This is a genomic window from Weissella uvarum (genome assembly GCF_016908785.1).
GTDB classification, from domain to species: Bacteria; Bacillota; Bacilli; order Lactobacillales; family Lactobacillaceae; genus Weissella; species Weissella uvarum.
In genome coordinates this window covers 21,074-35,812 of the sequence record NZ_JAFBEO010000006.1, presented here as the reverse complement: position 1 = coordinate 35,812, position 14,739 = coordinate 21,074, and the positions used below count along the sequence as shown (strand labels likewise).

Below are 14,739 nucleotides of genomic sequence, written 5' to 3'. Positions count from 1 at the left end.
CCACTTAACATCGCTTTTCTTCGTCGCCTACATCGCTTTTCTTCGTTCCCTACATCGCTTTTTTTCGTCGCCTACATCGCTTTTTTTCGTTGTCTACATCGCTTTTCTTCCCTTAAAAATCGTCTTAAGACCCAACACAGAGCGTTTTACCCTCTCGCCTATTTATATCCTTATATTCTTATATCAAGAGGATTCAGGATGAATAAAGGCAACACGTAACGGAACGTTACGAAAAAGGTCAAATTCATTTCATATAATTTATATAATATTTAACCTCATTAAAAACGTGTAAAGCTTTTAGCTTGCTTTTACACTAATAAATTGCTAAAATCAATTTTTGTTATCCAATACTATTATTTTCTTGTTATTGAATAACATGATTTGTTTAGTTTATATCTCTTAATTGAGATTTGGTTTGCACAGTAGTGCATGTATTGTTGTTAATTCAGACAAGTAGTCTGAAGAAGTTTCTGTTGTATATAAGACAAGTAGTCTTATTAAATTACATTGTTAATATTGCATTCAGCAAAGGACATTGATACCAATTTATCTGACCGATAAATTAGTCGATGTCCTTTTTTTGTTTGCAATATTGTTGCGTCCAATTGGACAGAAGGAGATTTTTTATGTTGAATCCGTTGCAAGATATTTCAGATGTCACTAATTTAGATGAGGTTTCTATGCTTGATGTTCATCAAGCAAACTTATCTGCTAAAAATGGGATAGACAATCTTTGTCTTTCTTTAGTTATCTATCGTCTAGAACAACTTAAAAGCGATAAACGTTTTATTTTGAACCGTGGTGATATTGATATTTTTATCGACACGTTCAAAATGAACCAAAGCTATGTTGGACCAGCTTTTAAAATCACGAAAAAAGATTTTACAGAATTGGTCAACGAAGATTTAAAGCAGGTATACGGCGTATTTTCTATTGGTATCCGTAATTGGTTAACGAACGCTCTAATTAGTGCGATCTATAAGTAACGAGTCGTTTATTGTTGTAATGTGCTTTGCACCATTATTGTTGAAAGAGGGGTTTATTTTCTATGACACGAAAAACTTACTATGTATTTAAACCTAGACAGGCACCAAACTCTACTTATCACTATTTAACAGTTGTTTATACTTCTCAAAATAGTAAGGACCGTTATGGCAAATTGATTCGGCATAAATATACGGAACGTTTAAATTCAGCTAATGAATTTGAGGAGTACCTGATAGGTTATGTTGAAGACTTTGTTAGTGGTGAGGCATCGTTTGGCCCTATATCACATATACAAGATAGAATGGCCGTTATTCGTAATCACTCTGAGTGGTTTGAAGAGGTTAACAATCATATATGTGTAGTCTCAGATTCGGACGTACATCATGAAATCGTTAATATTCTTTTGGGAAAGCAAAAGGTTACATTAACGATGGAACGACAGCACTATGTTCTTATTGATAAAATCAATGGTCGCTATCGTTTTGTTAAATATTCACATGGACGTTCATATACTAGTGATAAACCCGTAATTGTTAATGGATCTAATGCTAAGAAATTGGCTAAGATTCATAAATCATTACGGGTATTTTTGTATCAAAAAGATTATGAAACTGCAGAAGACTATGTGAATCAGTAGTTATTAAATCAACATTGTTGGTTGGATTGAAGATTGATGAAAGAGGAAAATAATAATGAAAATTGTAGATGGAAGTTTAGCGCAGCGTTTGGTTGCTTGTTATGAGCAGCAGTTAGGTCAGGAAGATGAGTGCGCATTTATTAAAGACTTAGTACGTACTTACAATGAGTTTCTTGGCCCATATTGCGAAAGTGAGGATGGGTATGATTATTTCAGTGAAAACGACTACAGAATTTTTGGATTAGCCAGTTTAAAAGGTGTGAACCGTATTGCTGTATATCTACCAGGGATTAACAAAAGCTATTACTTTTACTTTAATGACAATATGGATGAAATCTTGTATATGCAAGATTTTATGTATGACCATCCAGAAAAGGGAAGAGGAGTTTTCCCCTGTGTTTTTAATCAGCCTTATGCTGGTGGAGATGATCTTGTTACCGAAGCAAAAGTTGGTACTAGTCATGTTGTGTTCTTTTCACAGTTTCCTGAAGACTTAGCTAAAGGCATGGAGATTGAGGACCTGCGACGTTATGAACCATACATTGACCATGGTATTTATATGATTGTTTTGGACATTGTTTGTTCATTTGGAGAATGGATTCGGTCATGTTGGAATCCTTTGTCATTTTTTACCGCAATGGGAAAATACAATTTGTATGGTGTGGACATTAATCGTGAGGACATTTACAAAAAAAATATTGAGATTTTTTTCCGAGAAGATGCTGCTTTTAAAGCAATGACGGAACGGACTGAAAAAGAACTTCTTCAATTATTAGCTTATGTAAAGAATCCCAAAGAATTTGGGTTTTCTGAGGATGATATTAAACGTTCTTTTTGGGCTTATCTAGAGACTAACTTACCGGATATGGTAGGTAATAGAGACTGTTTAGATACCTGGGAAGAAGATTAGTTAGTTCTCTTGATTAGTACTTATGTTATTCAAGAGTAAAGCGTATTGATTGCTAGAATATTTGAACATTGATGAAAGAGGATAAATAAAATGAAGATTGTAGAAGGTAGTTTAGCAGCGCGTTGTATTCAAGCATATAAAGGACAACTGAGTGAGGATGGTACAAAATTATTTATTGTTGATTTTGTACGTACTTTTTGTCAAAACCGAGGTAATTATTATTTAGATGAGAATGGCTTTGGTTTCACAGAAGACGATTATGCAATTGATTTAGAATATGACGAGTACAATGCTGATGGCGTCAAACGATTTGGGATTTCTCTTCTTGATAGCGATATTAGCGAGATATTTGAACTTTATTTCAATAAGGAACTAGACGAAATCTTGTATATGCAAGAATTCGAGCGTAACTTTGATATTTTGTATCAAGAGGTTACTGCTTTTCCTACTGCTTTCCATAAAGAATGTAAATTTGGTGGCAATGATTTGCTTTATACTGACGTGAAGTTTGGTACTTCACTGTTTGAGAGACGTGAATGGTTTCCACCAAAATCAATTTTAAAGGGATCAACAATTGCAGATTTGAGACCTGGTAAAAATCGCCTAGATTATGGAAATTACTTAGTTTTAAAGGATAAGGTAAACACTTTTGCTAACTGGTTACATTCTTATTGGGATGAACAGCCTTTCTTAGAACAAATGAAAGAGTTTAATGTTCACGGGTTAGGCATTGACCAGGATACGCTTGATATTGAGAGTATTGAGAAATTTATTCGTGAGAAGTCTTTAGATAAAGCTATTAGTACTGGTACTGAGCAAGATGTCCTTAATATGTTTGAGGAATTTCAAAAGCCAGGACATAGTGCTGCGATTTATGATGAAATCACACAATCATTTTGGAGTTATTTAGAAGAAAATTTGATTGAGATGATTTGAGATATTGATGAGAGAGGATAAAGAATATGTTTAATGAGGATATTAGTGTAGTTGCAACAGTTGAAGTTTTGGAATTTAACGAGTTCTACCAGCGTGTATTGATTATGCCTGATGCAGTAAAGAATGATAATGATGTTCTTGTTTTTAAGGCTACTAGTAATGTGGGGACTAATGATCAAGGTGCATTAATCGGTGATGAACATAATTTGTATCTCACAGGTAAATTCAAAGGTTTCAACCTAGAATTTGAAATCGAACAATTTCCTAATGATATGGATCAAGTGTTATATGTTGAATCACCTCAAGAGTTCGCTATTGATCGTCAAAGTTTCCAAAAGGCTTGGGAAGAATTAGAACAAAAGCACCCTTATTTGGATAACTTATCGTTCATCGAGATTAGTTATGATTCCCGGGACAAATCAATCTTATTGAATGTACCAGGGGATGAAGAAGTAGATGATGTTGTTGTCCCAACGGTTGATGTAGATGTTTCAAGTCTCTGCAATCTAGATGTGTCTGATTCAGAAACATATAAACGAGTAGCTGACATGCTTTGCGTGCAAGCAGACTATAAAAATACACGGTTTGAATACGTAAATGCTGGACTGCCAGGACAGTTAGCAGAGGCAGTTTACAGTCGTTATAACCGAGTTGTGAAAATCATGACTAGTCCAAACTTCATGACTCATGAAGACATGGTGCGTGAATTGGAATTCATGAATTAGCAATCAAACTCAGCGGATAGCAGTTAATAAACATTGTTGAAAGAGGCAATTATGGCTGATATTTCATATTTTGGTTGGACCGACAATTGTTCGGAAGGACATAACGAAATAGTTATTGGGTCAACGAATGATTATGGTGAAATTGATTTAACTGATGCAGATGTTAAACGTTTAGTTGGGGATTTGCAGATGCGATTAGACTGTGGTGAACATATAACATTGAGCATTGACTGAAAACAGGGCCCATGAATTAGAATTTATAGATTTGATGGCAAATCTGAACGACTAGAAAGTTATAAACATTGTTGAAAGAGGAAAATAGATATGATGAATACAAATAATGATGTAATAAAGGAATTCAATAAAAAGCACAAGCAAATCCTTAACCAATTGAAAACTGATGAGGGATTTGACGAGTTCACGTCGGATGACATAGTTAATCAGACAGCTAAAATAACGAGTAACTTACGCGGAAATTATGAATCTGTCTTTTTTTTCATTGATCTCGGTGGACCAAGTACTTTCATAAATACTGAAGAGGGTATTATTGAAAGTCGCTTCGGAGGCGATGTATTAACGACACTGTTATCTTTTTCGGATATAGAAAGAATAAATAGTTATTTTGAAGATGTGTGGGATTATTATCGACGTCAATAGCAAGATAATAAAAGATTTTCATTGAGAATCACCGCCATGGCGCTTTTTTATTACGAAACTTTTCTAGAAAAATTGGTGAAAGAGGAGAGAAATTATGACTGTTAAGCTAAGTAATGATGAATTTAATGACTTTGTAGCATTGATGAACGGGGAAGACTTAGTTCAAGTAGATGCAGAAGATGAATATGCAGTTGAACAACGAAATTTAGTTCTTGCTTTGTTTAATCAAATGAAGACTGTTGAGCATCAAGAATTTGCAGTTGAACCTTGGGGTTATGACCAGATAAATTTAGAGAATGTGACGCTAATTGGTACTTATCGTAATAGTGTTTTGTTACAAGGAAAGTATGTATTGTATGCGGTTAGCAAGTCTAAATTTAATAAGCGTGAATCTGCGTCTTTAGATGGTTCTCGTATGACTTTGTGGGCAGAACCACACAGTTATAACGAAATAGCTGAAAATGTTATAGATAATTTTTATAGTGGTCATTAAGATCGAAGTTGGAAAAATTGATGAAAGAGGACAGATAATGTTGAATGAGAGAGTATTTGTTGCGGATGCACCGATAAAGGAATTTAGTGAGAATTTAAAAAAGGAACTACTTGCACCACATGCGAAGATCAAGGAAGAAGCTAATGGATTCACTTCTGTCTATGCGGCTTGGACTGATGTATATGTAATAGCTAATGACACGTTGGAAGATTTTCAATTTTCACGCGGACCAGTTGAACAAGATCAATTTGGTAATGCTTATGTTATTACTACAGTGAAGGCAAATGGAAATGAACGAACTCAGCCTTATCCATTGGATACTAGAAATCCAACAGCTCAAAACATTCAGACTGCTTATGCACGTGCTTTTGTTAAGAGCACTGCGGAACTGACAGGGATAGGATTTGAGCTTTGGTCTAAGCCTGAGGAAATTAAGCAAAGGTTGTTAAATAGACAAGCTAATCAAGCTGAAGAACAGGCTGTAGAGCAAGAAAATACCATGGTTGAAGAGGTTAAGCATGTAAAACAGGCTATTATGACCGTAGCCAAGCAATTTCTTGTTCAAAGTGGATTTTTCGATGATGAGAATTCTGTTGATAAGCGGACAGCATTTGACTTTGTTTCTAAAATAAAAGAGGAAGTAAGTCAGAAACGTAATTTCGCTAATGAATTAGAACTTTATCAAACTGTTGGAAAGTCAATTCGAGAGAAGTTGAGGAAAATTCAAATTGTTGAAGAGACTGAAACTATTAAACCGACACCAGCCTTTATTGCGGATGATATGGATCAATCTAATCAGACCGATAATGTTGATGGATTGGATGACTTAGATGCTTTGAATGAATTAGATAGTATGGCAGTTAGTGCAGACGAAAAATTGAATAATATCTTGAGTGTTGATTTTATTCAGTTAGAAAAAGACGGCTCAACCAAGGCAGTCTAATATATTGTTGAATCAATGTTTCTTGTTTCAATATAGAAATAAGAGACATCAGGCGGATAATGATGAAAGGAGAGAGCAAACCTAATTGGGTTACTTGCTCAAGAAAATTGATGGAAATTAATGGATTAAGAATTTCAAACAGAGGTAAGCAAATTAACCCAACTAGTGATTTGCTATGGTATGAGTTTAAACAACCATGCCCAATATGTGGTCATGATGATTGGTGTGTTTATTGTCCAGAAACTAATACTGTTCGCTGTGAACGTGTTATTAATGATTATGGACGGCCTTATCACAAATTAGAAGGCGAAGTAACAACTAATTTGCCTGAACCTAAAAAAACCTATGATGTTAAGACTGCAAGCGATAAGCAACTTGATGTTGTCTATCGTATCGTACTGCAGGAACTTGGACTAGCTGAAAGAACAAAGCAGGACTTATTGCGTAGAGGGTTAACAGAGGAGGCCATTGCAGCAAAGCAATACGCCTCAGTTATACCAGATACTGCATTAATCCAGTGGGACGATGTATTTGAGCGAGCAGGATATGATAAAGATTCAAATATCTGGCGAGGTGTGCCAGGCTTTTCAAAGGTTAAGATGAATGGTGAATGGCGAGTTAAGTTTTGCTGGAGTGCTATTAAAGGGATGATTGAAAAGCATGATGGTCCTTTTGAAGCATTATTAGTTCCTTATCGCAATGAACGTCAAGAGATTATTGGATTGCAAATTCGTGATCTTGATCATCCAAAGGAAGACGGTAGTAAGTATCGCTGGGTTTCAACTGCTGGCCAGGTAGCAGGATCCACTGTAGCTAATCGCTTAAACGTAAACGTTTCCGTTTACTCACCAATGATTAATGATATTAAAGGTGGCAAGCATTTAGTTTCAGATAGCGCTTGGCTAACAGAAGGGGGCCTCAAAGGTGATATTATTACTGAAAAGGTTCTAGAGCGTTACTTCCAAGGTGATGACACATTGTTAAAGAATGGATTTGTTTCATTAGCTATCGCAGGAACTGGTAGTTATAAATTATTCCTTGAGATGCTAAAGCGGATGCAGGTAAAGTCAGTAATTGTTGCTTTTGATGTTGATATTGAAAAAGAGCAAGTACGGAATTCACTTAATGCTTTGGTGAAGTTGCTTAAGGAAGAGGGCTATACAGTTAAGAAAGCTACTTGGAACATCGAAAATGGTAAGGGATTGGATGATTTGTTGAATAACGGTTACTTACCTGAGATTGTTGAAATTTAAAATTGAAAGGACTCTTTGTAGAGGACGTGGATAGTTAAGTCTATCTTGTCGGAAATATCCGGCTATGTTCTCTACATTGAGTAGTGGGCATAGTCGGGTTTTGATTATGCTCATGAAAAATAAGTTATTAGCTCAATTAAAAGTTCAGAACGTATTTGCGGATGAGGTAGAAACTGGTGTAGATGTTGATTTTCGGATTGAAAACGCATCAGATATAGACATTCAAGCACCTATCCCGAATTTACAACCTGTTGATTAATTGAATAAGCAGAGGCGCAATTCTTTAAGAATTGTGCTTTTTTTGTTTTTAACAAAGAAAAAATATTAGCCTTTATACTTATAGACATAGTTTAAAAAGGAGAAGATTATGTCGAGCAAAGTAAACGTGTCACTAGCAGTTGCTAGTGCAGCGACAGGTGTAGTCGCTTTTAACCAGACCGAGGCATCAGCAGATAAAATTGAGGTTAAGCAAAATGATTCAGTTAAGAAGATTGCTAACCGCTATGGGGCTAAGGTACAAAATATTGTAGCTGAAAACGGTATCGATAATGACCATAAGTTAACTGTTGGTGAAGATATTGAGGTACAAAAGGGTCGCAAACGCATCTATACTGTTAAAGCTAATGATTCACTTTCTAAAATTGCACAACGACATCATGTGTCAATTGAACGTTTAATGGAATTAAATAAAATTTCCAATCAAGATGTGATCTATGTGGGTCAAAAGCTTTTCCTTGGATATGAAACGCCTAAAGGCCGAAAGCAGCCCTTGGTTCGTGTCCCTGTCAAGGAGGGCGACACCTTAAAAAGTATCGCACAACGCTATAGTACTGATGAGGCAACAGTTAAGAAGTTGAATCCTAAAGCAGATTTCAATGCTTTGAAAAAAGATATGACATTGGTTGTGAATGTAGACAAGTTGTCTAAGGAAAATGCAACGGAAGCAACTATGGATCCAAATGATGGTTTGTTGACTTCAAATGGTGCACCAACTACAACAGGCGAGGGTAATACAGCGGTTACTGGTGGTGTAAAAACGGATAGTGCTCAAAGAAATGCAATTGTTAAGATGGCATTGAACCTGACGACTAAAAATATTCCATATGTGTGGGGTGGAGAATCAATGAGCGGTATGGACTGTTCTGGCCTAGTTCAATATGTATTTGGTAATGCAGTCGGGGCAGGAGTGCCACGTACTTCACAGGAACAATCGAAAGTATTTCAAAAGATAGCCGTAAAGGATGCTCAACCTGGAGACTTGTTGTTCTGGGATGAAACTGGAAGTAATGCACATCACGTGGCAATCTACATTGGTAATAATCAATACGTTGCAGCGCCTACTTTTGGATATAACGTTCGTGTTGAGACAATCTCAGCTGGCTTTATGCCTAGTTATGCTGGTAGTTTAGGATAAGAATTAGCCGCGATAAAGCGGCTTTTTTTGTACTCTAAAAATAAAAAATAGCGCACGGAAAACTGTTGTATAATTTAAACATGTTCAAATTAATATCTTTAATTATTATAAGCGCAATTTTGTTGATAACTTTTTTCAATGCGCCAAATCAAGAAGAAGCCATGTCTATAAAGCTTTTTAGGGGTAATTTAAGTTTTGACTCAATAAGTAAAATTCTATTGTCGAAAGACTTTATGATGTTCTTATTAATTTTGGCGTTCTTTTTTTTGACGAGCAATATGTAGGAGAAAGTGATGAAGAAATTAAAAGCAGATTATGCGAAGTACAAAATGCCAAGCATGAAGAGGCAATTGATTATCAACTTTTCAATTTTGGTTGGATTAGTTAGTACAGTAGCAGTTATATGGGTAGTAGGAGGATTATAATGCCGAAGTTGAATGTAGAGGTGTCTATCACAAAGGATAATTTTGCACTGTTTGAAGCCTGTGTGACTGGCATGAAAGCACAATATCTTATGAAAGATAGTGTGGAGAAGGACAATCTTCATATGCAAGTATCAATGTCTCTTGCGTACTTAGTTAATAGTATGCGTAAGACTGTTGAAAGTAGAGAATATATTTATAGAATTTCAGTGCCTAGGGAGTACTTTCCAGAAGATAATTTACGGGCGGTTGCGCTGAATGTCCGTATGAATAGAGCTATTGAACATATTTGTACGATGGCAGTAAATCAATATAAGGATGAATTTGAGATTTTGAAAGAGAAGGAAGACTCTACGGAATTTCAAGAATTTAGTAGTAGACCGACAGCGATGATTGGCGTTATTATGGTGAGCTTGCTGGATCAATTTAAGCAGCCTGTCATTGACCATAACTAGTTATTCAATATGGTTGCAAAGAAAGTTCATTTAAAAATAAATCCCTTATCAGTTGTAGCGTGGTTAATGTACATGTTTGAATTACCGGCGATGTTGGTTATTGTGTACAAGCTATATACGATAGGGGATTGGTTTAATTTTGGGGTGTCGATTGCTCTGGTATGTTTCATTATTTATCAGTTAACCCTAGTTAATCCAATTTTTAAAGATTAGAGGCGAGGGATAATGGAGATTATTAATTTTCAGACGCAAAAGACGTTAAAGAAAATCGATAAATTAATTGATGATGTTTATAGTGGATGTACTATTGAACAATTACGTGGATTTTTGGTCGAGGTTAAAGGTTATCAAAATCGAATTGACCGATTGACACACACGTTTGCGATACTTTATGTACATATCAAGAATGAATTAGGATTTACGCCACACAAAGTTCAATTGCAGGCTGCGTTAGAAATGGCAAACGGCAATCTAATTGAGATGAAAACAGGTGAAGGTAAGACACTGACAGCGTTATTTACGGCACTGTTCAGAGTGATAGAGGGTGATCATGTTCATATCATTACTGTTAATGATTATCTAGCGAAACGAGACCGTATTGAATGTGGAGCTTTATTAGAGAAGTTAGGTGTGTCTGTGTCTCTTAATTCAAGTCAGCATGATATTACAGAAAAACAAAATGCTTATTTGGCAGATGTAATGTATGCAACTAGTGAAGCAGTAGGATTTGATTATCTAAAGGATAATGTTTGGATTAAAGACCCTAAGAATCAATCAGGCTTAAAATTTGAATGTGCAATTGTTGATGAAGCGGACAACATCTTTTTGGACCAAGCAGTTGTTCCTTTGATTATTGGTCTTGACGACGATTCTACTAAGGCAGCTGATGTTAAAGCTGTTGATATGTTTGTCTCAGGCTTGCGAGTCAATGATTTTATTGTTGATAAAGCCAGCGATACAACTGTTCTAACAGAATCTGGTATCAAGAAAGCTCAAAAGAGATTTCAGAGTACGAACTTGTTTTCAGATAAGTCAACGGATAAGTACATAATGCATTTGATTGTAAATGCGTTGTCTGCTCATTTTAATATGCAAAAAGGGCATCAATATGTTGTTAAGAATGGTGAAATTCAACTGGTTAGCGATAAAACTGGCCGAATCACTCAAGGGCAGCGTTATTCAGAAGGGTTACATGTTGCATTAGAAGCTAAAGAAAAATTGGAAATTAAGAATGACCAGTTAACGAGTGGATCAATCACTTATGAAGCATTATTTAATAAGTATAAGTTCCTAACGGGCATGTCAGGAACAATGATGTCATCGAAGAAAGAATTTAAAGACTTATATCATCTTGGTGTCGTCAAGATTCCAACGAATAAAAGAATCCAACGAAAGGATTTAGCAACTAGACTGTTTTCTAATAGACAATCTAAATATGACGCTATCGTTGCAGAGGTAAAAAAGCTATCCGATGCCGGTAGACCAGTATTGATTGGAGTTGGTAACGTCGAGGAGAGTGAGCAAATTCAAAAGGTGCTTGAACAAAATAGAATTTATTCATATTTGTTAAATGCCGAAAAGAAGGACATGGAAGAAACCATTGTCAAACTTGCTGGTCGGGTTGGTTCAGTCACAGTAGCTACTAATATGGCCGGGCGTGGTACTGATATCAAAATTGACGTAGTAGCTGAGGCTGAGGGTGGTCTTGCAGTCATTGCGGCTGATATGAGTTCTAGTAAACGTATTGATGATCAGTTAAAGGGACGTGCTGGAAGACAGGGCCAACCAGGTACAAGTCAAATGTTCGTCTCTTTAGATGATGAGGTCTTTGACAAGCTAGAAAGCTATCAGTTTTCAAAGTTCAAATATAAAAATCAGCGTAAAGATAATAACCAAGGACATGAAATTACTTCACGCATTAAAATTCATCGTGCCTTGGGTTATCAAAAATATATTGAAAGCAAAGATGTTGATACGCGGAAAACCTCTGACAGGTTTGATGATATTGTCAAAGGATATCGAGATGATTTTTATCGTATCCGTAATAAAGTACTGCACGATGAAAACTTCCAAGATAGTTTTGATGCCTTTTTGGATCAGGCGATTGATGAAATGTTGTCTAATCAGGAAAGTTTTGATGCAGCCTATAATAATGCTAGTGTACGAGGCCGAAAATGGTTAGTAAAATATTTACGGTTAAATAATCAAAAACCAAGTAAAGCAGCGTTTTCATCAATTCATCGTGATGCTAAGGCTGAACTTCACGACTTAATTTCAAACTATATCGATAGGTTTGTTGACTATTCAGTTGGGCAACAAGAGTTAAAGGATATTGAGTTGAATTATATTGATAGAAGCTGGATGTATTTGTTAATGAAGTTAGAGGTCTTAAAACAGAGTGTGCAGTTACAGGCTCATGCGCAATATAATCCTTTCTTGAAATTTGAGGAGCTTGGTAATGAGCTCTATGCTGATGCAAAAAAGTATATGAGTTTAGACGTATTTGTAGCGATTTTAAGCCGAGTATTAATGGAGAAAGGGTATGAGCATGTTTAATAAAGTTTCGGGAGCAGCGACACTGCAAACGGTATCAGACAATAAAGACCTGAAACGATTGTGGACATTATCTGTACGACTTTTGGTAACCTTATTAGTTGTCGTTACATATTCATTTATGATCGGCATGTCTTTGCCTGGTGTTACACCATTGAAAGAACTGTATGGTAATTACCTGGGGTTGTCGCAGATGTTGAATGTTTTTGGCATAAATGGGATAACTCAACAGTCTATAGTAGCAATTGGTATTGCACCGTATGTGACGGCGCAAATTTTTGTGCAAATTTTGCAAAAGGGTGTTAGTACTCATCTGACCGATTTAACGAAGATGGGTCATCTGGGAAAGAAGCGCTTATCACAACTAACTCATTATGTGGGTATGGTGCTAGCGATTCTTTTTGCGAGCTTTATGGCATTTGCTGGGACTGATTCACTTCCATTGAAACTGGAATTGTTTGGTGTTCTGATGGCCGGATATTGTATTCTAATTTGGTTCACGACAATGATTAACCGCTTTGGCTTAGGAAACGGTAGTGCAATCATAATGATTGTTGGTATTTTAGCTGGATATGTTAACTTGATTCAAGAATCAAAGATCACATCAAAAGATATGTCATTCTTGCTCTACTGTGTACTCTTTATGCTAGTTGGATTGTTTATTGTGGCAGAGTTTCAAATGCTAGAAAAGCACTATCGTATAGTATTGGCTAAGCAGCGGATTGATTTGGTTGATAAGGCAGTATTGCCATTCAAGGTCAGCTTGACAGGGGTTATGCCTATTATTTTCGCAGGGATGTTGTTTACATTAATTCAAATGATACTTCAATTTGTCTCAAGTACTTTTAGTGTTGTCATTCCATCTGTATTGATTGACCAATATTTAGGTATGCAAACATGGGAAAGCATTGCATTGTATTTGGTGGTTGTATTCTTAGGTACCTTTTTGTATTCGTTCATTCAAATGAATGTACCTGATTTACAAGATAACTTGGAGAAGCAATCAACTTATATTGCTGGTATCGCATTAGGTGATGATACGGCTAGATATATCCGAGGGCAAATATTGCGATTAGACGTATCTGGAGCTCTTATTGTCACATTAATTGCTGGTGTTCCATTAATCTTGGTTAAGTATTTCGCTTTACCAAGTGCGCTTGGTTACATTGGCTCTAATTTGTTTATTATTGTTATTGGATATCAAGATATCTACCGACATTTAACTGGAATTATTAATAAAAAAATCACGAAGTCCACGTAAAGTGGGCTTTTTTTGATTTGCCATAAAATTCTGCAATACCAGATAAAATGAAATAGAAAATTAGGAGGAGAGAATAATGAATATTTCATGGATTGTTGAATTTATTAGTCAGCATAGATTGTTATTTGCGGGTGGAGTCCTTGCATTAATTGTTTTAATCTATTTCATTTTTAAAATATTTAGTCCCGATGATGAGGAAGACGAGGAAGATGATGAACCAGAGGTGGATCCAATCACAGATGATGATTCACATTTTGAGGATTTTGAGCCTTTTGCGGAATTGTTCCGTGAGATGAACCTGGTTGCGATTAGAGATGGATTGATGATTTTTAATGAATCAGAGGAAGTCAAAAAATTTGTCGGGATGGCTAAATTGATGCCATCAAATCCTGTGTTGCAGACAGCGGACATGCGGAATGGCACAATCGCAGCGCAAGCAAGAATGTTTTCTATTATCCAATCAGAAGGCCAATTGGTATCAATTCCTTTGAAAAAGGACCAATCGGAATACTATGACGGAATTGACGAACAGATAAAGCGTTCTTTTGAGCGAGAGGACTTCTCTGTTTCTGAAGAGAAACGAGCACGAAATCATACGAATGCAGATCAGGCACGAGAATTATTGGAGCAATTTAAATCTTATGACCAGGAGAATGAGAATTTTGAGTCTGAGGTTTATATCTTATTAGCGGACTATATCACTGATGAAGATATGGATGAAACAAATGAGGTAGAACGCGCTAAGAACATGACTAGACGTGCTAAAGAAGATTTAGGAATCCAGTTTCAACAGATGAGTCAAGCGGAGAGTGCAGTTGGGCGGGATGTTGAACCGTTGGATGATATTGGGATTCTAGAAGTTTTGTATCGGTACTTTAATCGTGAACAGTCAATTGAGGTGCCTTTCCGTGAATTAATTAAGACGGAGAATTATGCCTCAATGACCACGGGTAGCTTAGATGAGGAAGTAGCCATCAATATCCAGAAATTTATGAATGATTTTGTATACGCACAAAACAGTGCAGAAAAACAACGTCGTCAACGTGAACAAGCGGCAGCTAAGAAGAAAATAAGTGAGAAGGAGAACCAGTAA

General features: G+C 36.1%; 17 protein-coding genes. All 17 read left to right on the top strand.

The genetic code is table 11. From position 1 onward, the window contains the following. Positions 1 to 626 precede the first annotated feature (626 nt). Positions 627 to 986: a hypothetical protein gene (locus JOC36_RS07200; protein ID WP_205145821.1), complete on the top strand. Its 360-nt coding sequence runs from the start codon at positions 627 to 629 to the stop codon at positions 984 to 986. A 62-nt stretch (positions 987 to 1,048) separates the two neighbouring features. Continuing rightward, a complete protein-coding gene (locus JOC36_RS07195) occupies positions 1,049 to 1,624 on the top strand; it encodes a hypothetical protein (RefSeq protein ID WP_205145820.1) in 576 nt (191 codons plus the stop codon). A gap of 55 nt (positions 1,625 to 1,679) precedes the next feature. Beyond that, a complete protein-coding gene (locus JOC36_RS07190; protein ID WP_205145819.1) occupies positions 1,680 to 2,534 on the top strand; it encodes a hypothetical protein in 855 nt (284 codons plus the stop codon). A 90-nt stretch (positions 2,535 to 2,624) separates the two neighbouring features. After that, complete coding sequence (locus JOC36_RS07185; protein WP_205145818.1) at positions 2,625 to 3,470, top strand: hypothetical protein; 846 nt, start codon at positions 2,625 to 2,627, stop codon at positions 3,468 to 3,470. 26 nt (positions 3,471 to 3,496) lie between these two features. Beyond that, positions 3,497 to 4,195, top strand: coding sequence for a hypothetical protein (locus JOC36_RS07180; RefSeq protein WP_205145817.1), 699 nt, complete (start codon positions 3,497 to 3,499; stop codon positions 4,193 to 4,195). A gap of 51 nt (positions 4,196 to 4,246) precedes the next feature. After that, positions 4,247 to 4,429, top strand: coding sequence for a hypothetical protein (locus JOC36_RS07175; RefSeq protein ID WP_205145816.1), 183 nt, complete (start codon positions 4,247 to 4,249; stop codon positions 4,427 to 4,429). 90 nt (positions 4,430 to 4,519) lie between these two features. Continuing rightward, positions 4,520 to 4,852, top strand: a complete 333-nt coding sequence (locus JOC36_RS07170) for a hypothetical protein (protein ID WP_205145815.1) — start codon at positions 4,520 to 4,522, stop codon at positions 4,850 to 4,852. Between the two features lie 94 nt (positions 4,853 to 4,946). Then, positions 4,947 to 5,345, top strand: a complete 399-nt coding sequence (locus JOC36_RS07165) for a hypothetical protein (RefSeq protein ID WP_205145814.1) — start codon at positions 4,947 to 4,949, stop codon at positions 5,343 to 5,345. Positions 5,346 to 5,382: 37 nt separating this feature from the next. After that, positions 5,383 to 6,288 (top strand): hypothetical protein, encoded by a 906-nt coding sequence (locus tag JOC36_RS07160; RefSeq protein WP_205145813.1) that lies wholly within the window; start codon positions 5,383 to 5,385, stop codon positions 6,286 to 6,288. 110 nt (positions 6,289 to 6,398) lie between these two features. Then, positions 6,399 to 7,541 carry a DUF3854 domain-containing protein gene (locus JOC36_RS07155; RefSeq protein WP_205145812.1) on the top strand — a complete coding sequence of 381 codons (1,143 nt, stop codon included), beginning with the start codon at positions 6,399 to 6,401 and terminating at the stop codon, positions 7,539 to 7,541. A gap of 64 nt (positions 7,542 to 7,605) precedes the next feature. Continuing rightward, positions 7,606 to 7,800: a hypothetical protein gene (locus tag JOC36_RS07150; RefSeq protein WP_205145811.1), complete on the top strand. Its 195-nt coding sequence runs from the start codon at positions 7,606 to 7,608 to the stop codon at positions 7,798 to 7,800. Between the two features lie 108 nt (positions 7,801 to 7,908). After that, positions 7,909 to 8,955, top strand: a complete 1,047-nt coding sequence (locus JOC36_RS07145; protein WP_205145810.1) for a C40 family peptidase — start codon at positions 7,909 to 7,911, stop codon at positions 8,953 to 8,955. A 293-nt stretch (positions 8,956 to 9,248) separates the two neighbouring features. Then, entirely contained in the window at positions 9,249 to 9,380 is a 132-nt protein-coding gene (locus JOC36_RS08795) for a hypothetical protein (RefSeq protein ID WP_275585867.1), read from the top strand. Further along, a complete protein-coding gene (locus JOC36_RS07140) occupies positions 9,380 to 9,832 on the top strand; it encodes a hypothetical protein (RefSeq protein WP_205145809.1) in 453 nt (150 codons plus the stop codon). The genes JOC36_RS08795 and JOC36_RS07140 overlap by 1 nt, the downstream gene beginning before the upstream one ends. A 225-nt stretch (positions 9,833 to 10,057) precedes the next feature. Continuing rightward, entirely contained in the window at positions 10,058 to 12,388 is a 2,331-nt protein-coding gene (locus tag JOC36_RS07135) for a preprotein translocase subunit SecA (protein WP_205145808.1), read from the top strand. Beyond that, positions 12,375 to 13,646 carry a hypothetical protein gene (locus JOC36_RS07130; RefSeq protein ID WP_205145807.1) on the top strand — a complete coding sequence of 424 codons (1,272 nt, stop codon included), beginning with the start codon at positions 12,375 to 12,377 and terminating at the stop codon, positions 13,644 to 13,646. The genes JOC36_RS07135 and JOC36_RS07130 overlap by 14 nt, the downstream gene beginning before the upstream one ends. A 76-nt stretch (positions 13,647 to 13,722) precedes the next feature. Further along, complete coding sequence (locus JOC36_RS07125) at positions 13,723 to 14,739, top strand: hypothetical protein (RefSeq protein WP_205145806.1); 1,017 nt, start codon at positions 13,723 to 13,725, stop codon at positions 14,737 to 14,739.